Origin of the sequence: Aquabacter sediminis (assembly GCF_028863665.1) — a bacterium.
In the GTDB taxonomy this organism is placed as follows: Bacteria; Pseudomonadota; Alphaproteobacteria; order Rhizobiales; family Xanthobacteraceae; genus L1I39.
On the sequence record NZ_JARBFX010000009.1, the window covers coordinates 65,420 to 84,415 of the forward strand.

General features: G+C 67.1%; 18 protein-coding genes. 2 read left to right on the forward strand and 16 right to left on the reverse strand.

Translation table 11 applies throughout. The features are described 5' to 3' along the window. Window positions 1–3 precede the first annotated feature (3 nt). The 4 genes from PV781_RS17900 to PV781_RS17915 all read right to left on the reverse strand — a co-directional run bounded on the left by PV781_RS17900 (window position 4) and on the right by PV781_RS17915 (window position 3,020). A complete protein-coding gene (locus tag PV781_RS17900; protein WP_274777003.1) occupies window positions 4–780 on the reverse strand; it encodes an amino acid ABC transporter ATP-binding protein in 777 nt (258 codons plus the stop codon). Beyond that, entirely contained in the window at window positions 777–1,436 is a 660-nt protein-coding gene (locus PV781_RS17905; protein ID WP_274777004.1) for an amino acid ABC transporter permease, read from the reverse strand. Before PV781_RS17905 ends, PV781_RS17900 begins: the two co-directional genes overlap by 4 nt. Next, a complete protein-coding gene (locus tag PV781_RS17910) occupies window positions 1,433–2,098 on the reverse strand; it encodes an amino acid ABC transporter permease (protein WP_274777005.1) in 666 nt (221 codons plus the stop codon). The genes PV781_RS17905 and PV781_RS17910 overlap by 4 nt, the downstream gene beginning before the upstream one ends. Window positions 2,099–2,186: 88 nt before the next feature. After that, entirely contained in the window at window positions 2,187–3,020 is an 834-nt protein-coding gene (locus tag PV781_RS17915) for a substrate-binding periplasmic protein (RefSeq protein WP_274777006.1), read from the reverse strand. 389 nt (window positions 3,021–3,409) lie between these two features. Here PV781_RS17915 and PV781_RS17920 point away from each other — a divergent pair, with 389 nt between their 5' ends. Next, a complete protein-coding gene (locus tag PV781_RS17920) occupies window positions 3,410–4,765 on the forward strand; it encodes an NAD(P)H-dependent oxidoreductase (protein WP_274777007.1) in 1,356 nt (451 codons plus the stop codon). A 50-nt stretch (window positions 4,766–4,815) separates the two neighbouring features. Here the strand turns inward: PV781_RS17920 and PV781_RS17925 are convergent, their stop codons facing one another. The 6 genes from PV781_RS17925 to PV781_RS17950 all read right to left on the reverse strand — a co-directional run bounded on the left by PV781_RS17925 (window position 4,816) and on the right by PV781_RS17950 (window position 11,005). After that, on the reverse strand, window positions 4,816–5,682 hold the full coding sequence (locus PV781_RS17925) for an ABC transporter ATP-binding protein (RefSeq protein ID WP_274777008.1): 867 nt from the start codon (window positions 5,680–5,682) through the stop codon (window positions 4,816–4,818). After that, complete coding sequence (locus PV781_RS17930; protein ID WP_274777009.1) at window positions 5,679–6,695, reverse strand: taurine ABC transporter substrate-binding protein; 1,017 nt, start codon at window positions 6,693–6,695, stop codon at window positions 5,679–5,681. Before PV781_RS17930 ends, PV781_RS17925 begins: the two co-directional genes overlap by 4 nt. 22 nt (window positions 6,696–6,717) lie before the next feature. After that, entirely contained in the window at window positions 6,718–7,575 is an 858-nt protein-coding gene (locus tag PV781_RS17935; RefSeq protein ID WP_274777010.1) for an ABC transporter permease, read from the reverse strand. After that, window positions 7,572–8,882 (reverse strand): M20 family metallopeptidase, encoded by a 1,311-nt coding sequence (locus tag PV781_RS17940; protein ID WP_274777011.1) that lies wholly within the window; start codon window positions 8,880–8,882, stop codon window positions 7,572–7,574. Before PV781_RS17940 ends, PV781_RS17935 begins: the two co-directional genes overlap by 4 nt. A 342-nt stretch (window positions 8,883–9,224) precedes the next feature. Then, window positions 9,225–9,968 (reverse strand): Crp/Fnr family transcriptional regulator, encoded by a 744-nt coding sequence (locus PV781_RS17945; protein ID WP_274777012.1) that lies wholly within the window; start codon window positions 9,966–9,968, stop codon window positions 9,225–9,227. A 62-nt stretch (window positions 9,969–10,030) separates the two neighbouring features. Beyond that, the gene (locus PV781_RS17950; protein ID WP_274777013.1) at window positions 10,031–11,005 is read right to left on the reverse strand and encodes an arsenic resistance protein; all 975 of its coding nucleotides are present in this window, start codon (window positions 11,003–11,005) and stop codon (window positions 10,031–10,033) included. Between the two features lie 116 nt (window positions 11,006–11,121). Between PV781_RS17950 and PV781_RS17955 the strand changes: the two genes are divergently transcribed. Continuing rightward, complete coding sequence (locus PV781_RS17955) at window positions 11,122–11,997, forward strand: bifunctional helix-turn-helix transcriptional regulator/GNAT family N-acetyltransferase (protein WP_274777157.1); 876 nt, start codon at window positions 11,122–11,124, stop codon at window positions 11,995–11,997. 9 nt (window positions 11,998–12,006) lie between these two features. On the opposite strand, the gene ppk2 is transcribed toward PV781_RS17955, so the two are convergent. The 6 genes from ppk2 to PV781_RS17985 form a co-directional block, all read right to left on the reverse strand. Beyond that, complete coding sequence (gene ppk2, locus PV781_RS17960) at window positions 12,007–12,792, reverse strand: polyphosphate kinase 2 (RefSeq protein ID WP_274777014.1); 786 nt, start codon at window positions 12,790–12,792, stop codon at window positions 12,007–12,009. Window positions 12,793–12,839: 47 nt separating this feature from the next. Continuing rightward, entirely contained in the window at window positions 12,840–13,331 is a 492-nt protein-coding gene (locus PV781_RS17965; protein ID WP_274777015.1) for a hypothetical protein, read from the reverse strand. Between the two features lie 114 nt (window positions 13,332–13,445). Then, complete coding sequence (gene fabI / locus PV781_RS17970; RefSeq protein ID WP_274777016.1) at window positions 13,446–14,255, reverse strand: enoyl-ACP reductase FabI; 810 nt, start codon at window positions 14,253–14,255, stop codon at window positions 13,446–13,448. Between the two features lie 44 nt (window positions 14,256–14,299). Continuing rightward, complete coding sequence (locus PV781_RS17975) at window positions 14,300–15,490, reverse strand: acetate/propionate family kinase (protein ID WP_274777017.1); 1,191 nt, start codon at window positions 15,488–15,490, stop codon at window positions 14,300–14,302. A gap of 3 nt (window positions 15,491–15,493) precedes the next feature. Continuing rightward, window positions 15,494–16,468: a phosphate acetyltransferase gene (locus PV781_RS17980; RefSeq protein ID WP_274777018.1), complete on the reverse strand. Its 975-nt coding sequence runs from the start codon at window positions 16,466–16,468 to the stop codon at window positions 15,494–15,496. Window positions 16,469–16,608: 140 nt separating this feature from the next. Further along, window positions 16,609–18,987 (reverse strand): YbcC family protein, encoded by a 2,379-nt coding sequence (locus PV781_RS17985; protein WP_274777019.1) that lies wholly within the window; start codon window positions 18,985–18,987, stop codon window positions 16,609–16,611. Window positions 18,988–18,996: the final 9 nt, after the last annotated feature.

Consider the following 18,996-nt stretch of genomic DNA (forward strand, 5'->3'; position numbering starts at 1 on the left):
TGCTCAGGCGTCCCAGCCAAGATGGCTCAGGAAGTCACGGGTGCGCGCGGCGAGCGGCGCCTCGAAGATCTGCTGCGGCGGCCCCTGTTCGATGATGGCGCCCTTCTCGAATACCACGACATGATCCGCCACGCGCCGGGCGAAGGTCATTTCGTGGGTGACCACCACCATGGTCATGCCGTCATCCGCCAGCGCCTTCATGACATTGAGCACCTCGCCGATGGTCTCGGGATCAAGCGCCGAAGTGGGCTCGTCGAACAGCATCACCTCCGGTTCCATGGCGAGCGCACGGGCAATGGCCACACGCTGCTGCTGGCCGCCGGAGAGGTTGGCGGGATAATTGCCAGCCTTGTCGGACAGGCCCACCTTCTTGAGCAGCACCTCGGCGCGGGCGCGGGCCTGATCCTCGTCGAGACCGATCACGGTGGTCGGCCCCATCATGATGTTCTCGATGGCCGTCTTGTGGGGGAACAGCTCGAAATTCTGGAACACCATGCCCATGCGCTGGCGCACCTTGCGGATGGCGGCCTTGTCGGTGGGCAGCGGCACGCCGTCGAACAGGATGGAGCCGCCATCGATGGTCTCCAGCGCGTTCGTGCACCGCAGGAGCGTGGACTTGCCAGAGCCCGACGGGCCGATGAGGCAAACCACCTGCTGGCGCTTCACCTCCATCGAGACACCGGAGAGCGCGACGAAATCGCCATAGAGCTTGCGCACGTCGCGATACTGGAGAACCGTATCGGGCGCGGCGGCGGTGGATTTTGCAGCGGCGAGCGTCATTCCGTGACCCCGAACTTCTTGTGGATCCAGTCCGCGAGCTTGGCCTGGGGATAGCCCAGCAGCCAGTAGATGGCAGCCATGGCGGTGAGCATCTCGATGACGCGGAAGGATTGCGAGCGGATCTGCATGGCGGTGTGGGCAAGGTCCCCCACCGCGATCACCGAGACCAGCGAGGTGTCCTTGAACAGCGCCACCCAGGTGGTGGCGAGCACCGGCAGCACGCGGCGCATGGCCTGCGGCAGCACCACCTTGCGGAACGCCTGCCCCTCGCTCATGCCCATGGCGAGGGCGGCTTCCGTCTGGCCCTTGCGGATGGACTTGATGCCGGAGCGGAACGTTTCCGAATTATAGGCGGTGTTGTTTAGGCACAGCGCCACGAGGCCGGTGACGAAGGGCGAGAAGCCGATGTCGAACACCATCGGCATCACATAGAAAGCCCAATAGACCACCAGGATGATGGGCAGGTTGCGGAACAGCTCCACGAAGCAGGTGGCCAGGAATGCCACCAGCCGGAAGCGGGACTCCCGCAGCATGGCCACCACGACGCCGCACGGCACCGCGATGAGCATGGTCAGCACTGTGAGCGCGATGGTGACCAGCGCGCCCTGCGCCAGTGCGCCGGCGCTGGCGGGAACGATCGACCAATCCAGATTCATGACCGCCCCAGGAAGCCGATCCGGCGATAGAGCATGTCGACGCCGCGGGTGATCGGGAAAAGGATGATGAAATAGAGGACCATGGCGGTCGTGAAGACCTCCACGGGGGTGTAGGTCTGACCGGCCACCGCGTCGGCGCGACGCATCAGTTCGGGCACCGCGATGACCGTGGCGATGGCGGTGTCCTTGACCGCCAGGGTCAGCATGTTGCCAAGCGCCGGCAGCATGCGCACCACCGCCTGGGGCAGGATGATCTTGCGCACGATCTGGGCGCCGGACATGCCGAGCGCGAGGCCCGCGCGCACCTGGCCGGGCCGCACGGACTCGATGCCGGCGCGGATGATCTCGGCCACATAGGCGGTCAGGTTCAGGGAAAGCGCCACCATGGCCGAGAAGAAGGGCGGCAGGTTGATGCCGGTGGCGATGGGAAAGGCGAAGTAGAACCACACCAGCACCACCAGCACCGGAATGGCGCGCATGGAATCGATGTAGAAGACGAGGATGGTGCGCAGCCAGGATGGCCCATAGCGCCGCCCCAGCGCCACCGCCGTGCCGCCGACCATGCTGCAGGCGGCCACCGACAGCGACAGCATCACGGTGACGGCAAGGCCCTCGGCCAGGAACCGCCAGCTGTCGATCACGGGAAGAAAATTCAGTTCCATCTCAAGACCCGATGCGGCGGCAGGCGCCGGGGGGCGGGAGGGCGCGCCGGGAACTGATCGTGATCAGAGCCCCGGCGCGCGCCGGTCGTCACATGGTGGTGACGATGCGTTCTTCTTCAGCCTGGAGCTGGGGCAGCATCGGCTCGGCCACTGCCGTCAGCCAGGCGAGGAAAGCGGGCTGGTTCTTGTCGATGGCGAGCCCGATGGCGTTGGCGGCCTCGGTGCTGTCCTGGCAATTGTTGCCCTGGGGCAGGGCGGTGAGGCCCTTCACCTTCTTGTTGAGCGCCACCCACGGAATGCGGTTGATGGGGGTCACGTCCGCGCGGCGGGCCATGATCTCCTCCACCGGGGCGGCGGTGCCAGAGCTCGACACGCCGCGCAGCTTGGCATTGGGGAAGCGCTCCTTCACCCAGTTTTCCTCGCCGCCGCCGGTGAAATAGGCGACCGTGATGTCCGGCTTGTTGAAGTCGTCGATGGACTTGGCGTTGGCGACCTTCGGGTTGTCGGCGCGGCCGAAGACGCAGAGCGCGGTCTTGGAATAGGTGACGAAGTCCACCACCTGCTGGCGCTGCTTGGTGACCGAGAGCGGCGAAATGGTCATGTCCACCTGGTTGGCGGCCAGCACTGGCACCTTGGTCTCATGGGAGACGTTCACGGTAACGAGCTTCACGCCGAGGCGCTTGGCATATTCCTTTGCCAGCGTCCAAGCCGGGCCGGCCCAGGCATCGCCGGAGCCGGTGGTGTTCTCGACCAGCCATGGCGGATTGGAGAGCACGCCTACGCGCAGTTCGCCCGCCTTCTTGATGGCATCGATGCGCGGGCTGACGCCGGGTGCGGGCACCTCTTGCGCCTGAACGGCGCCTGCGGCGAGGCCAAGGCCGAGCAAGGCTGCGGCCGCGGTGCGGGTGAGGGTCCTGAGCATGTTGTCTCCCTGGGTCCATCTCGGGGGTGGGCACCCCCTCTAGGTTCTGATTTTCCATGTACGCTAGTATACAAGTCGACAGGGTGCAAGATGGTTCGCGTGGAGTCCGATGGGGCCTGAGGATGCGCCACGGCGGTCGCTCAAGGGTCGGAGGAGCAAGGCAGCCGGGAACGGCGAGGCCCATTGCATCGAGACGCACAGTGCGCCTGACAGGCCATGCGCCGGGCGCGATTCTCGTTTCCCCGGTCCCGCCCTATAGCTTGCGCGAACGCTCGCTTCGCGGTGCGATTCGCAATCAGGCTCCGGCACCCGAACGGCACGATAGACGCGCACCGACGTGGCGCGCGCTGCCGCAGAACCGGTAGCCCTCAAGGGTCCGAGGAAACGTCATGTCGCTTTTCGCCAAGCTGAAGCAGAGAGCCGCCGAGAACCGTCCGGTGCGCGTAGGGCTCATCGGGGCCGGCAAGTTCGGCTCCATGTATCTCTCCCAGGCCGAGCGCGTGCCCGGCGTCCATCTGATCGCGGTGGCCGATCTCTCGCCCGCCCGTGCGCGCGCTTCGCTCGCCCGTGTCGGCTGGGTCGCCGAACGCTTCAGCGCCCGCTCCCTTGAGGAGGCCGCCAAGGCCGGCACGACCTTCGTCACCGACGATGCGGACGGCATGATCGCAAGCCCCTTCGTCGACATCGTCATCGACGCCACCGGCAGTCCGGCGGCGGGCATTCACCATGCGCTCCAGGCCTTCGCCGCCAGGACGCACATCATCATGGTGAATGTGGAGGCCGACGTGCTCGCCGGCCCGCTCCTGGCGCGGCGGGCGGCAGAGGCGGGCGTGATCTATTCCATGGCGGCCGGCGACCAGCCCGCCCTGATCGCCGAGATGGTGGACTGGGCACGCACCATCGGGCTGGAGGTGATCTGCGCCGGCAAGGGCACCAAGTATCACCCCGTCTATCACGCCTCCACGCCACAGACGGTGTGGGGCCATTACGGCTTTTCCGACGCCCAGGTGGCATCGGGCGACTTCAATGCCCAGATGTTCAACTCTTTCCTGGATGGCACCAAGTCGGCGCTGGAGATGGCGGCGGTGGCCAATGGCTGCGATCTCGTCCCGCCCAGCGACGGGCTCCTCTTCCCGCCGTGCGGCGTCGATGACCTGCCCCATGTCCTGCGCCCCATGAGCGAGGGCGGGGTGCTGGAGCGGCGCGGCACGGTGGAAGTGGTGTCGTCCATCGAGCGGGACTTCCGCCCCGTCTTCCGTGACCTGCGCTGGGGCGTCTATGCGGTGTTCGAGGCCTCAAGCCCCTATGTGCAGGAGTGCTTTGCCCAATATGGCCTGAAGACCGACGCTTCCGGGCGCTATGCGGCCATGTACAAGCCCTACCACCTCATCGGCCTGGAACTGGGCCTGTCGGTGGCCTCCATCGCGGTGCGCGGCGAAGCCACGGGCGCGACAGGGGACTGGCGCGGCGACGTGGTGGCCACCGCCAAGCGCGACCTCAAGGCGGGAGAGACCCTGGACGGGGAGGGCGGCTACACTGTCTATGGCAAGCTGGTGCGCGCCCCCGATGCCGTGCGGCTCGGCGGCCTGCCCATCGGCTTGGCCCATCACATGGTCCTGAAAAGCGACGTGCCGGCCGGGCGGATGGTGTGCTGGGCCGATGTGGAGTTTGATCCGTCGAAGGAAGCGATCCGCGTGCGCCGTGCGCAGGAAACCCTGTTCGCCGCCGAATGGGGCTTGGCGTGACGGGAGGCTGCGGCGCCCGCCCGGAATGATCCGGCGCGGGCGCCGCCGCCCTACTGGCGGAGCAATCCGCCCTCGTGCTGTGCGAACGCCTTCAGCGTCTCGGCGCGGATATGGGCGAAGCACTGGCGCTTGATGTCGAGGAACGTCTCGCAGAACTGAACCTCGGGCGCACGTGGGCGGGGGATGTCGACCCGGATGTCGGCCACGATACGCCCGGGATTGGCGCTCATCACCACCACCCGGTCGCCGAGGAAGATGGCTTCGTCGATGTCGTGGGTGATGAAGAGCACCGTCGTGCGGAACTCCGCCCAGATGTTCAGGAGCGCCTCCTGCATCATGGCGCGGGTCTGGGCGTCGAGGGCGCCGAAGGGTTCGTCCATGAGCAGAACGCGGGGATAGTTGGCGAGCGCCCGGGCGATGCCCACGCGCTGCTGCATGCCACCGGAGAGCTCGGAGGGATAGTGGTTCTCGAAGGCGGAAAGGCCGACCAGCGAGAGAAAGGTGCGCGCCGTCTGCGCGGCCAATGCCGTGCTGCCGGTGGACATAAGGGGCCCGAAGGCCACGTTCTCCAGTACGCTCTTCCAGGGAAAGAGCGTCGCCTGCTGGAACACCATGCCCCGGTCCGCGCCGGGGGCCGTAATGGCCTCGCCATCCACCTCAAGCAGGCCGCGCGCGGCCGGGACGAAGCCGGCCACCGCATTGAGCACCGTGGACTTGCCGCAGCCTGACGGGCCCAGCACACAGACGAACTCTCCCGGCTCCACATGGAGATCGAACCGCTCCACCACCGTGCGCCGCGCCGCCCCATCCCCATAGGCGATGGACAGGTCCGACAGGGTCAGCCGTCCCCGCCCCGGCAAAGGAGCGAGGCGGGCGTGGGCGGCGGCTGCCCCGATGGGCGCGGCGGACGGGCTCACTTGGCGAGCGCCTTCTGCAGGTAGGAGGGATCGATATAGGCGGCATAGCCCGCGCGATCCATGACGGAGGGCAAGCGACCCTGGTCCTTCAGGAAGGTGGCCGTGGCCAGCACCGTATCGGCGAACTGGCCGATCTTGCCTGGGGTGCCGAGATAGTCGGCGGTGAGCTGCTCTGGGCAGGGGACCATGGTGGTGCCCTTCATCATGCGCTCCGCATCATCGGTGGGCAGCGACAATTCCTTGGCGATGATCTCCACCGTCTCCTTCGGGTGCTTCAGCCAGTAGTCGATGCCTTCGCACTCGGCCTTCACATAGGCCACAACGAGGTCAGGATACTTGGCGGCGAAGTCGTTCATCACCACGCCCACGTCCCAGGTTGGATAGCCGCGCTTGGCCATCTCGCCGCTGGTGAGGAAGATCTCGCCGCCATTCTTCACGATCTTGTCCAGATTCGGCTCCCAGATCCAGGCGGCGTCGATGTCCTTGCGCAGCCAGGCGGCCACGGCGTCGGAGGGCGAGAGGTCAAGGAGCTTGACGTCCGTGGGGTTGACGCCGGCCTCCCGCAGAGCGGCGATGAAGAGATAATGGGTGGTGGAGCCGAAGGGGGCGGCGGCCGTCTTGCCGGCGAGGTCCTTCAGGGACTTGATGTTCTTGTCCGACCGCACCGCCAGGGACTCCACCGGCCCGAGCATGTTGAGCACGAAGATGCCCTTGTAGGGCAAGGCGCGGGTGGCGCCGATGGCGAAGGGCGGATTGCCGACCCCGCCGAAATCCACCTGATTGGCGGCCACCGCCCGATTCATGTCGCCGCCCGAGCCGAACTTTACCCACTTGATGGGAATGCCGGCCTTCTCGTGCAGGCCGAGGGCCTTCGTGACGAGCTGGGCGTTCACCAGGTTGAGATAGCCGATGGTGATGCCATCCGGCTTCTGCTGGGCCATGGCCCCGGCGGGAAGGCCCAGCATGCAAGCCGCGGCGATCAGGAAGGAAGCTGTGCGTCGGATCAGGGGCATCGGGATCTCCAGGGCAAAGGGGTCAACGAAACCGCCAGGGCGTGAGCGCCCGTTCGGCGAGGCGGATCAGGAAGTCGAGGGCCATTCCCGTGAAGGCGAGCACGAACAGGCCCATGATCACGATGTCGCCCAGAAGGAACTTGCTGGCGTCCCAGATCATCCAGCCGAGCCCGGCAGTGGCGGCGACGATCTCGGCCGCAACGAGCACGGTGTAGGTGAAGCCGAGCGAAATGCGCATTCCGGTGCAGATGCCCGGCAAACAGGCCGGCAGGAAAACGTGTCGGAACAACTGCCGCGGTCCCGCGCCGAGGCTTTTGGCCGCCTTCACATAGCGCGCATCGACGCTGGCGGCGGCCTGCATGCTGGAGATGGTCAGCGGCGGAAGGGCAGCCAGGAAGAGCAGGGCCACCTTGGAGGCATCGCCGATGCCGAGCCACATGACGATCAGCGTGTAGAGGGCCAGCGGCGGGAGGGGACGGTAGAATTCGATCAGCGGATCAAACACCGCCTTCACGTCCCGCGAGAGCCCCATGACAATGCCGAGCGGAATGCCGACGAGGCAAGCGAGCACATAGCCGGTGAGCACCCGGTAGAGGCTGGCGATCAAATGCTGGTGCAGGAGGCTGCCCTGGTAGCCTTCGGTGGCGGTGCGCACGAAGGCGGCCCATACGGCCTGGGGCGAGGGCAGGAAGAGCGGATTGACCCAGCCATAGCGCGTGGCCAGCCACCACAAGGCGAACAGAGCCAAGGTGGTGAGGGTGGTCAGGATACGGGTCCGGCTGAACACGGAGCGCCAGCGGCGCGGCGCTCGTTCCGGCCGGGCCGGTGGCGGGCGGGTGGTGGCGTCCGCCTCTGGCCGGGCTGCCTCCAATGAGCTCATTCCTCCACTCCCAGAAGGTCCATCACCGCCAGGGCCAGGATGCGGGTGGCCGCAACCGCCTTGCCGATGTGAATGCTCTCGTTCACGGGCGACCATCCATCCTCTCCCGGGCCGAAGGTGACGGCGTTGAAGCCGCGTTCGGAGAAGCGGATCGTGTCGTTGAAGGCGTTCTTGCGATAGAGCTTCGGCGTGCCGTTGAGCACCGCGCCATAGGCGTCGGACAAGGCGCGCACCAGCGGAGACTGCGCTTCCTGCTCACCCGTCCCATTGACGAAAAGCGCGCCGGGAAAGGGCTGGGCCTTGGCCTGGAGCGTGACATCGCTGGCGCAGGTGGCGTCGATCACGGCGCGAATATCCGCCATCACGCTCTCCTGCGTCATCCCCGGCAGGATGCCGACGACGCCGAGCACGGCTTTGCAGCGGTCGGGCGTGAATTGCATCTCGCGCGGCTCGCCGCCCTGGATGCGCAGCACCGTCACCATGGGCGGCGTGCCGCCCGCGTGGGGCGCTGGGATATGGCGGAAGCTCATGCGCTCCAGCTGCGGCAGCAGCTCCAGCATCTTGGTGACCGCATTGACGCCCGTGTCCGGCCGCCACAGATGGGTCTTGATGCCCTGCGTCTCCACTTCCACGAGGAAGTTGCCGCAATTGGCGATGGCGATGCCCATGCCCCAAGTGCCGTCGGGGGCAGTCCAGGCGGTGGGTTCGCAGACGATGGTGTAGTCGGCCTCAAGGCCGCATTCGTCCAGGAGGAAGATGGAGCCGTCCGGGCCGTTCTTCTCCTCGTCGGCCGTGTAGACGCATTTGAGCGTCCCCTTCAGCTTCACGCCCGCCGCCCGCAGCGCTTCCACCGCGAGCAGGGTGCAGGCGAGGTTGCCGCGCGTGTCCGAGGTGCCGCGGGCATAGAGCAGGTCCCCGTGGCGGGTGGGCCGGAAGGGATGGCCACCGGTCATGGTCCAGGCGGACCAGTCGCCGGCCGGATAGGTGTCCAGATGGTCGTTTAGGATGACAGAGGGACCGTCTCCTGTTCCCGGCAAGGCGCCGACCACATTGGGTCGGTGCGCGGTCCGCGTCTTCAATTCAACAGCGAAGCCAAGGGCGGTGAGCTTGTCCGCCAGCAAAAGCGCGATGCCCTCCTCGCGGCCGCCCGGAAGGTCTGGGTCCAGCGGATTTTCCGCTTCGGGCTGGCCAGCGGGAATGAGTTCGCAGGCCAGGTCGAGCCAGGCTTCCTCGGTGATATGCGCAAGCACCTGCTCGCGCAGGGAGGCGGACGACGCGACGAGCTGGGGAGAAAGGGTCAGGGTCATGGCATCCTCAGAGACAGGATGGCTTAGAGCAAGCGGGATGCCAGTTGCCGATGGGGCGTCAAATAATTGAAAATGAACGGAAATATGAGATGTAAAGGAATTGCATTTGAAGCGCGATCGCCCATTTTGGGGGCCGTCGGGAGGTCGCAGATGAGGTGGACGGCTATAAATCTATCAATGCCATTTTACTTAAGGGCGTTGCAATTAATTGCTTGAGAAGTCCTCTGTACGTGCATCGCATGAGGCCTATTACAGGAGCCGATGCGCGTAACGTGGTGGATGCCATCCATGATCGGCTCGCGGCGGGTCCGCGCCCGGACGCAGGGCCCGACGGCCCGGCGGTCAGCCGCCGCGCTCCAATTCCGCCGCGAGCGCTTCGGGCTTCACGATCACCATCAGCCCGCGCCGGTTGGTGAGGATGCCGTCTTGCTGCATGCGGCCGAGCTGGACTGTCACCCATTGGCGGGTGGCCCCGATCAGGGCGGCCAGATCCGCATGGGTGAAGGCGGCGGCGATCAGGATGCCGCGCTCGTGTTTGACCCCATATGCCTGCGCCAGGTGCTGGAGCAGCTGGACGAGGCGCTGCGTTACGGAGCGCGTCCCCAGCATCTGGGCGAAGGCGGAATAGCAGCGGGCCTTGAACACCAACGCGTCGATGAGACCGATGGCGAGGTCAGGAACCTGCCGGGCCAGGTCACGCAGCTCCGAGCCGCGGAGGAAGACGAGCCGGCTTGGCCGCATGGCCACGGCGGACCACATGTGCGTGCCGCCGCCGAAGACGTCGGGTCCGCCCACGAAGTGGCCGTGCGACCAGTAGGCGAGCGTGATCTCGCGGCCGGAGGGGGCGGTGTAGTAGCTGCGGATCTGGCCGTCCTCGATCACGACGATGCCGTCGTGCCGTTCGCCCTGGGCAAACAATTGCTCGCCGGCGTGCAGCCGCATCTCCACGCCATGCGCCCGCACCGTCGCCTGGTCCCCCTCAGACAGGCGCTCGATGAGGCTTGCCTCCCGCAGCAGCGGCATCTCCGCTTCCGCCAGCAGGATCGGTGAATCGAGGCGCCCGTCGGCGCTGCCGGATTTGACCATCGATCGATTATGACACCGGTCGGCCGGCGCTCAAGCCGGCTTGGGCCCGGTCCTGGGCGGCGTCAGGTGCCGGCCCTTTCACGCGTGCCCCCCAGACGTGGCAGCACGCGGATATAGACCAGCTCGCTAACCAGCTCGATGAGGGTCTGCGTCACGATCACCGCCGGCAGGAGGGGCATGGCACCGGGTACAGCCAGGGCAAGCGGAAGGATCACCAGGGAATTGCGGGTGGCCGCACTGAAGGCCAGCGCACGCGTCGCCGATGGATCGAGGCCGGCCAGACGCCCTACGATCCATCCGAGCAGCGGCGCGATGGCGGCAAAGGCCACATAGATGGGTGCGACACGCAGCGCCGTGTCGCGCGCGACCCCCAGTTGGGGCAAAACCGATGCCACCACCAGGAACAACACCAGTGCCGTCGCTGGCACTGGCAGGAGGCCCAAGGCGGCCATCAGTCTCCCGGCGCCATCATGCCTGGCGCCGGCCATCTGCAGCCCGGCCGCCACGGCGAGCGGGACGGCGATGAGCCAGGCAAAGGCGTGAAGGAACGGCCCGATCTGGATGATGCCGGCCGCCGCATGGCCCAGGAACAGTGCGAGATAGAGCGGCAGCAGCGCCATCTGGGCCACCAGGAGCATGGGCGTCGCCGCCAGCAGCGCGCGGGCGTCCCCCCGCCCGAGATGGGCGAAGGTCACCACATAGTCGATGCAGGGGGAGAGCAGCACCATAAGCACCCCCAGGCGCACCAGGGGCTCAGCCGGAAGCAAAGGCAGGAGGGCCGCCACAAGCAGCGGCACCAGGATGAAATTCGCCACGCCGAGAGCGAGGAGGAACCGGCCGCGCAGGAACGCCCGGCCCAGATCGGCCATGGGCACCTGGAGGAAGGTTGCGAACAGCATCACCGCCAGGGCGGGATTGATGGCGCCTTCGAGCCGCGTGGTCCCAGGCATGGCCAGGGCGGTGAGGGCGGCAAGGAGGATGGCCGCGAAGTAGATCGCGACCTGCCGTGTTTCCAGCACATCCCGCACACGCGCCATGACAAGGATTCCCGCACTCCGTCGGCGGGTCTAGGGGCCCTGTCCGTCCCGGGCAAGCCTTGCGGCCCACCTCATGTGCCCATTGACGCCGAAAACTATCTGACTAAAGTCAGATGATGTCTTTGGATCCCGTTTCCCGCATCCGCCGCTTCAACCGCATCGTGACCGCTCAGGTCGGTGCCCTCGACACCTCCTTTCTGGGGCGCGGTCGGCCCCTCGGCGCGGCGCGCGTGCTCAACGCGATCGGGCAGGGGCAGTCGGACGTGCTGGCCATCCGCTCCGCGCTTGATCTGGATTCCGGCCTTATGAGCCGTCTTCTGCGGTCGTTGGAGGAGGAGGGCCTCATCGAGACCACCCCACACCCCCAGGATGCCCGTCGCCGCGTCGCCCGGCTCACCCCCGCGGGGCAGGCGGAGTTCGAGGCCTATGAGCGTTTGTCCAATGCCCAGGCGGAGGGCTTTCTCGGGCGGCATGCGCGGCCGGAGGAACTGCTGCGTGCCATGGACCTGGTGGCAACCGCCCTCGGGCGGGCGCAGATCGTCCTGGAAGAAATGGACCCTCGGAGCGCCCCGGCGGTCTATTGCCTCACCGAATACTATGCCGAACTGGGACGCCGCTTCCGCACCGGCTTCGACGTGGCCTTGTCCTGCGATCCCCAGGCCGAGGACATGATCCGCCCGCGCGGCGTGTTCCTGGTGGCCTTGTCCGACCAGTTGCCCACCGGCTGCGTAGGCCTCAAGGGCCATGGGGGCGAGGTCGCCGAGATCAAGCGGCTGTGGGTCGCTCCCGCCGCGCGCGGGCTGGGGCTCGCCCACCGGCTCATGGCGGGCGCAGAGGCGGTGGCGCGGGACCTGTCCATCCAGGTGCTGCGGCTCGATACCAACAGCGCGCTGCCGGAGGCGCAGAAGCTCTATCGCTCCACCGGCTGGCAGGAAATCCCGCGCTTCAACGACGATCCCTATCCTGACACGTTCTTTGAAAAGCGGATCTGACGGGCCCGTTCAGAAGCGCTGCGGCACCAGGTTGCGGGCATAGTCCGCCTCCACATAGCCGTTGGATTTCTGGCGCTCGGGCAGCTCGATCTTCTCGCGCGGCGCCTCGCCATAGGGGATCTTCGAGAGAAGATGCGAGATGATGTTCAGCCGCACCCGCTTCTTGTCGTCCGAACGGGCCACGTGCCAGGGCGCCCATTCGGTATCGGTGGCGGCGAACATGGCGTCCCGGGCGCGGGAATAGTCGTACCAGCGCGCATAGGATTCCAGGTCCATGGGCGAGAGCTTCCAGATCTTGCGGGGATCGTCGATGCGCTGCTCCATGCGCCGGGTCTGTTCTTCCGGCGAGACCTCCAGCCAGTATTTCAGGAGGATCACGCCGGAATCCACGATGGCCTGTTCCACATAGGGAACGGTCACGAGGAAGTCTTCCGCCTGCTCCTTCGAGCAGAAGCCCATCACCCGCTCCACGCCGGCGCGATTGTACCAGGAGCGGTCGAAGATCACGATCTCGCCCGCTGCCGGCAGATGCGGGAGATAGCGCTGGATCAGCATCTGCGACTTCTCCCGCTCGGTCGGCGGGGGCAGGGCGATGACGCGGAAGATGCGCGGGTTGACCCGCTCCATGATGGCCTTGATGACGCCGCCCTTGCCGGCGCCATCGCGCCCCTCGAAGACGATGCACACCTTCAGCCCGGCATGCCGCGCCCACAATTGCAGCTTCACCAACTCGCCGTGGAGCAGCTTGAGGTGGGCCTCATATTCCTTGCGCTTCAGGGGTTCTGGCGTGTCCATCCGGCTCTCCCGTCCGTTGATTGGCTCCCTTTCGTGTGGGGCGAGGGTCAGGCCCAGCTGAGGAACATGCCCACGTCCCCCGGCATGCCGCCCGGCCAGTCGATGATCATGGCCTTGAGCTTGTAGTTGGCGGGCTTCAGGTAGTCGCGCCACAATTCATAGGCCTGATGAGGGCGGCCGATGAGCGTCTCGGGCCAGCCTTCTTCCGCATTGTTGATGGCGCGGCCCTTGTCGGTGCACAGGGTGTTGGGAAAGCGCATGACCATCAGCTCGGTGTCGCCCCGCTGGGCGGCGATCCGCAGCTTCGTCTGCAGGTCCTCTGCGATCTGCCCGAGCAGCTCGGGCGTCACGGCCAAAGGCTCGGACAGGGTCTTGGTCAGCTCGGCGCGGGCGCGGTCCGCGCGGTCCATGGCTGCCAGCTCGGAATTCAGCTTGGCGGATTCCAGCTCCTGCATATAGGCCCGCAGGTCGCCCGCGGACATGAAGGTCTCGTCGCCGAGATGGGCGTGAGGCTGGTCGGCGGCAGTGGTGGTGCTCATGGTGGCCCCGTTTCTGGGTTTTGCTCCACCGCCACGCTCATCTTCTCGCCGTGCCGTGTCCTTGCGCCGGATCAAGGCCGCGCAAATGGCGCAGCCGGCCCTGGCGCCTGCGGCTCAGGCCATGATGCTGAGGCCGCCATCCACATAGAAGGTGGTGCCCGTGAGACGGCGGGCGAAGGGTGTGGCGAGGAAGGCGGTGGTCAGGCCCACATCGTCAATGTCCACCAACTCGCCGATGGGCGCCCGCTGGATGGCGGAGTTGAGCAGGTGGTCGAAGTCCTTCAGGCCAGAGGCGGCGCGGGTCTTCAGCGGCCCCGGCGAGACCGCATGCACGCGGATGTCGCGATGCCCCAATTCATAGGCGAGATAACGCACCGCGCTTTCCAGCGCCGCCTTCACCGGCCCCATCAGATTATAGTTCGGCACCACCTTGTCCGCGCCGTGATAGCTCATGGCGATGAGGGTGCCGCCCGCCGGCATCAGCGGCTCCGAAAGGCGGGCCATGCGGATGAAGGAGTGGCAGGAGACGTCCATGGCCAGCTTGAACCCGTCGGCCGAGGAATCCACCAGCCGCCCCTGCAAATCTTCTTTCGGCGCGTAGGCAATGGAATGAAGGGCGATGTCGAGCCCGCCCCATGTGGTGCGCACCTGTTCGAATACCCCTTCCAGCTGGCCGGGCTGCGTCACGTCGCAGGGGGCAAGGATTGCGGCATCCAATTCCCGCGCCAGGGGCTCAACAAAGGGAAGCGCCTTTTCGTTCAGATAGGTGATGGCCAGCTCCGCCCCCAGCCGGCGGAAGATGCGGGCACAGCCATAGGCGATGGAATGCGCGTTGGCGATGCCGAGCACGAGGGCGCGCTTGCCCTTCAGCGCGGCACCAAGCGCGGCCTCTTCAGTCAGGCGGTCAGGCGGCGTCTCAAGCATTGCATCGGCCCTTCGGCGGGAGAAGACGGGCATACGCTCAAGCCTCAGGAGGCCAGCAGCGCACGCATTTCGCGGACGATGGTCCATTCCTCGTCGGTGGGGATCACATAGGCTTGCGGCCCGTCCCCGCGCGTGATGCGGGTGGCGCCAGAGGCATTGGCCTCCGGGTCCAGCTCGAAGCCGGCCCAGCGGGCAGCGTTCACCACCTCGGCGCGGGTCGCCGCGTCGTTCTCGCCGATGCCTGCGGTGAAGACGAGCGCGTCCAGCCCGCCGAGCCCGGCCATCAGCGAGCCCAGTTCGCGGTTGATGCGATAGACAAAGAGATCGATGGCGCGCCGGGCGTCCGGCTCGGCGTTGGCCTTCTCGCGCAGCTCGCGCATGTCGTTGGAAATGCCGGAGACGCCGAGCAACCCGCACTTGGTGTAGAGGAAATGCTCCGCCTCGTCGGCGCTGAGCCCCAACTCCCGCTGGATGTAGAACACGACGCCCGCATCGATGGTGCCGCAGCGCGTGCCCATCACCAGGCCGTCGAGCGCCGAAAATCCCATGGTGGTGGCCACGGAGCGGCTGGCCTCATAGGCGCATAGGCTCGCCCCATTGCCCAGATGGGCGGCCACAACGCGACCCTTGGCCAGGCGCGCCGTGTCGATGTGCGGAAACTGGGTGGCAAGATAGGCGTAGGACAGGCCATGGAAGCCATAGCGCTGCACGCCTTTTTCGGTGAGCGCCTTGGGGATGGCGAACAGCCGGGCGATCTCCGGCTGCGTATGGTGGAACGAGGTGTCGAACGCCGCCACCTGCGGCAACCCCGGCACCCGGCGGGCGATGATGCGCACCGGCTCCAGGCTGCGCGGCTGATGCAAGGGGGCCAGAGGCGAGAGCGTGTCCAGTTCGGCGATGACGGCCGGTGTGAGGCGCACGGCGCTGGTGAAATGCGGTCCGCCATGCACCACCCGATGGCCCACCGCCGTCAATTGATGTCCGCCGCGATGGGCGGTCAGCCAATCGGAGAGATGGGCGAGCGCATCCTCGAAGCCGAAGGTGCTGGCGCCGGGCCAGCGTTCTTCGCCGACCACCACACCGTCATGGTCTTTCACCTTGAAGTGCGGCTCGGTTCCCAGCCCCTCGAACAGGCCCCGATAAAGGCGGTTGGGCACGTCCGCGCCGTCATCCAGGAAGACCTGGAACTTGAGGCTGGAGGAGCCGGCATTGATGACCAGTTGAACGCGCGCCATGGGTCAGACCTTCACGATCGTCGCGAGGGCCACGCGCTGCGCCTGGGCCAGCAGGGAGGCCACCGCGCAGGAGGCGAGCCGCGTGGTGCGCGAGTCCGCCCGGCTTGTGAGAATGATCGGCACCCGCGCGCCAAGCACGATGCCCGCCGCATCCGCCGAGGCCAGGAAGGTCAGGCTTTTGGCCAGCATGTTGCCGGCTTCCAGATCCGGCACCACCAAGACATTGGCACGCCCCGCCACGGGCGAGCGGATATGCTTGATCTGCGCCGAGCCCAGGTCCACCGCATTGTCGAGGGCAAGCGGCCCGTCGACGATGCCGCCGGTGATCTGGCCGCGATCGGCCATCTTGCACAACGCGGCCGCCTCTATGGTCGACGGCACCTCGGGATTGACCGTCTCCATGGCGGACAGGATCGCCACGCGCGCCTCCTGGAACTTCAGGGCGTTTGCAAGGTCGATGGCGTTCTGGACGATGTCGCGCTTCTGCGTCAGGTCGGGGGCGATATTGACCGCCGCATCGGTGATGATGAGGGGCTCTGGATGGGAGGGCACGTCCATCAGGAAGCAGTGGCTGATGCGCCGCTTGGTGCGCAGGCCGGTGTCTCGGGCCACCACGGCGGCCATCAACTCGTCGGTATGGAGAGAGCCCTTCATCAGGGCCTCGGCCTCTCCCGCGCGCACCAGGGCCACCGCCTTGGCCGCAGCATCGTCGCTATGGGCGGCATCGACAATGCGCAGGCCGCTGAGGTCGGCCCCCAGGGTGGTGGCGGCTGCCACGATCTTCGCGGTCGGACCCACCAGGATGGGGGTGATCAGCCCGAGATCGCGGGCATCAAGCGCTGCGCCCAGCGAGGCGTCGTCGCACGGATGTGCCACGGCCACGGAGAGGCGCGGCAAGGCACGGGATTCCGCGATCAGACGCTCATATTTGGTGTGACGGGGCGGTTCGGCCGGCGTGGTGGTCTGCGCCAAGGGCATGAGGATCTCCCGCTTCGCGCCAACTAGCTAAGGGCCCGGGTCCGGGTGGGCCATGACCTGAGTCAAACCCATGCCGCAATGCAGCAGGCGTTGGTCGCCTGCCGCCAGCGGTCCTCAACGCAGCTTCGCCCTTCGCGCCGTCACGTCCGAAGGTCGGACCATTCCAGTCCTCCCGCATAGCGCCACGCCATCCTTCCCTGCGCGTCGAGCGCAAAGAGGGTGAGCCAGCCATTCTCGAACAGGTCCCGCACGCCGGGGTGCCGCGCGAGGACATCACAGATGGCCTCACGGGGCGCCTCAATGCAGACGCACAGGCGCAGCGGCTCGTGCACATAGTCGGTGCCGTCATGCACCGACTGCCAGGGCAAGCCGGTCCGCAAGAGGCCGCCATTCCCCTCGACCACGCCCATGCCCCCCGTGACGTTGTGCAGAAGCTTGTTGCCACCTCCAAACAGCTGTGGCGCCACGGTGGACCCGTAATATTGAAGCGAAATCCAACTTGCGACCACAACGGGGGCGGTGAGGATCAGTTCCAGCGTGCTAAAGCCCGTGTCGGCCCGCCAGTCATAGTCATGCAGGAAGGCGCGCCCCTTGAGATCCTTTCCCGCGGTGCGGCTGCGCGGGGCGGCGATGAAAGCCTTGCAGCCGGCAAGGCCCCATTCGGGCCGGGTTTCCGCCCAGTCGCGGCTGCGCTTCTCCACGTCGCTCTCGCCCTTGGCGTGGGGCAGGCGAAGGGCGCGCTCGGTCCGTGCCAGCCGGCCCGCCGCCGCCAGCCACGCCTGCGCCTGTTCCAGAAGCTGCGCATGGGCGCTTGAGGGCGTGTCCTGCGCATACAGCGTCATGGCGTCCGTGGTGGTGTCGTGGAGCGCGGCCACGAACAACGTGTCCTGCGGGATGAGGATGGCCGGCGCGAGGCCCGCCCGCACCTGCGGGTCGTTCAGAAGGCTTGCCAGCAAGCGTGCGTTCACATCGCCCGAATAGCCGCCGCACGCCCCGCACTGCAGGGCGCTGGCATGGGGATTGTTTGTCACGCGCGCGCCGTGGCCCGCCAGCAGGACGAGCGGAGCGAAGCCGGTGGTCAGCGACATGGCCTTGAGCACCGTCTCCGCCGCCTTGATCCGGCTTGGCAGGTCGAGGCCAGGGGACAGGCGGGGGGCGGGATCCTGTGCGTCAGCCTTCGACGTCAGCCCCAGTGCGTCCTTGGCGAGCTTGCCCGCATAAAGTGGCCCGGTCGCTTCCACGAAGGCGAAGGAGGAAACGGCGGCAAGCTTGAAGCGGCCCCAGGCGCGCTTGGCCCGCGCCTTCACCCGGCTGGTCTGCTCCGCCGCCGTTCCCTCGTCGCCGGTGCAGGACCAGATGGCGGGCGCCAGCAATGCGGGCAGCCGCCATTCGGCGACGTCGGAGCCAAACCGACGGTGTCCGGTCCGCAGGCCGAAGAAGCCCGCAAAGCCCAGGGTCGCAATGCCGGGATGGAGGCTCTCAAGGGCCCGCCGGAACACTTCCGAGCGCACGTCAATGCAGAACGCCGCCTGCAGCAGGGGCCGTCCCGGCGAGCGGAGGGGCTCCGGCTGTGCCAGAGTCTGCCCCAGCATCCTCTGGGCCGCCCGCTCGGCCGCGTCCTGAAGGATGGCATCCACCACCTGGTCGGCTGAAGGGACGAGCGGAGCCGCATGCGCGTCGCGCACCTGTGCCCACGGGGCGCCGATCTGCGCGCCATAACGCACGAACAGCGCCTCCTCGAAGACGAGCCGGATGGCCAGGAGCTCCGTGAGGGTGGCGTCGCTCTTTCCCTCCCGCTCCGCCTGCCACGACAGATAGCGCGCGTGCTGTGCCCAGCCGCCGAGGGTCAGGAGCATCTGGTGGAAATAGGTCTCCACGGCGGCCCCGCTCAGGCCGAGCCGGTTCACCACCCGCGCGATGGCGGCGGTGGCATTCTCGGGGGACCGGGAGACGTGAAGGGCAAAGCCGGAAAGGCCCGCGATTTCAGGGGTGAGGTCGTGCATGGCCACCGCCCGCCAGGCGGCATAGGCGCCCGTGCCGCGCGGGCCGGTCCAGATGGCTTGTCCCTCATCGAAATAGGCGCCGGCCCAGGCGCCGAACCGGTCGCGGATCAGGCCCGGCCAGTCCTGCCCGGAGACCTGCGCCGCGAGATCTGCGAGTGTGGGAAGGGACGGAGGGGGCGGCGCGTCCCGATGCACCGCCTGCTTCAGGGCATCGAGGTCCAGCGGCCGGTCCTTTGCCGAAGCGGCGGCCAGGGCCGAGAGCAGGTCGGCATCCGTGATGGACCCTTCCGCGATCTTCCGGGCGTACCAGCTGCGCGGCAAGGTGAGCGCGATGCCTGCCACCCGGGACAGGCGCGCCGCCGCTTGCGCCAACGGCTCGCCAGCCTGCCCCAGGAAGGGATTGACCGCCACGGTGGCGCTCAGTGGGAAGGCGGGGGGTATGGCTCCGGCGGCCCGGCCCGCGGCTTCGGCGATGGGCCCGAGGTCGGCCGGTGCGGGAAGCGAGGCATGGAACATTTCAGGTCT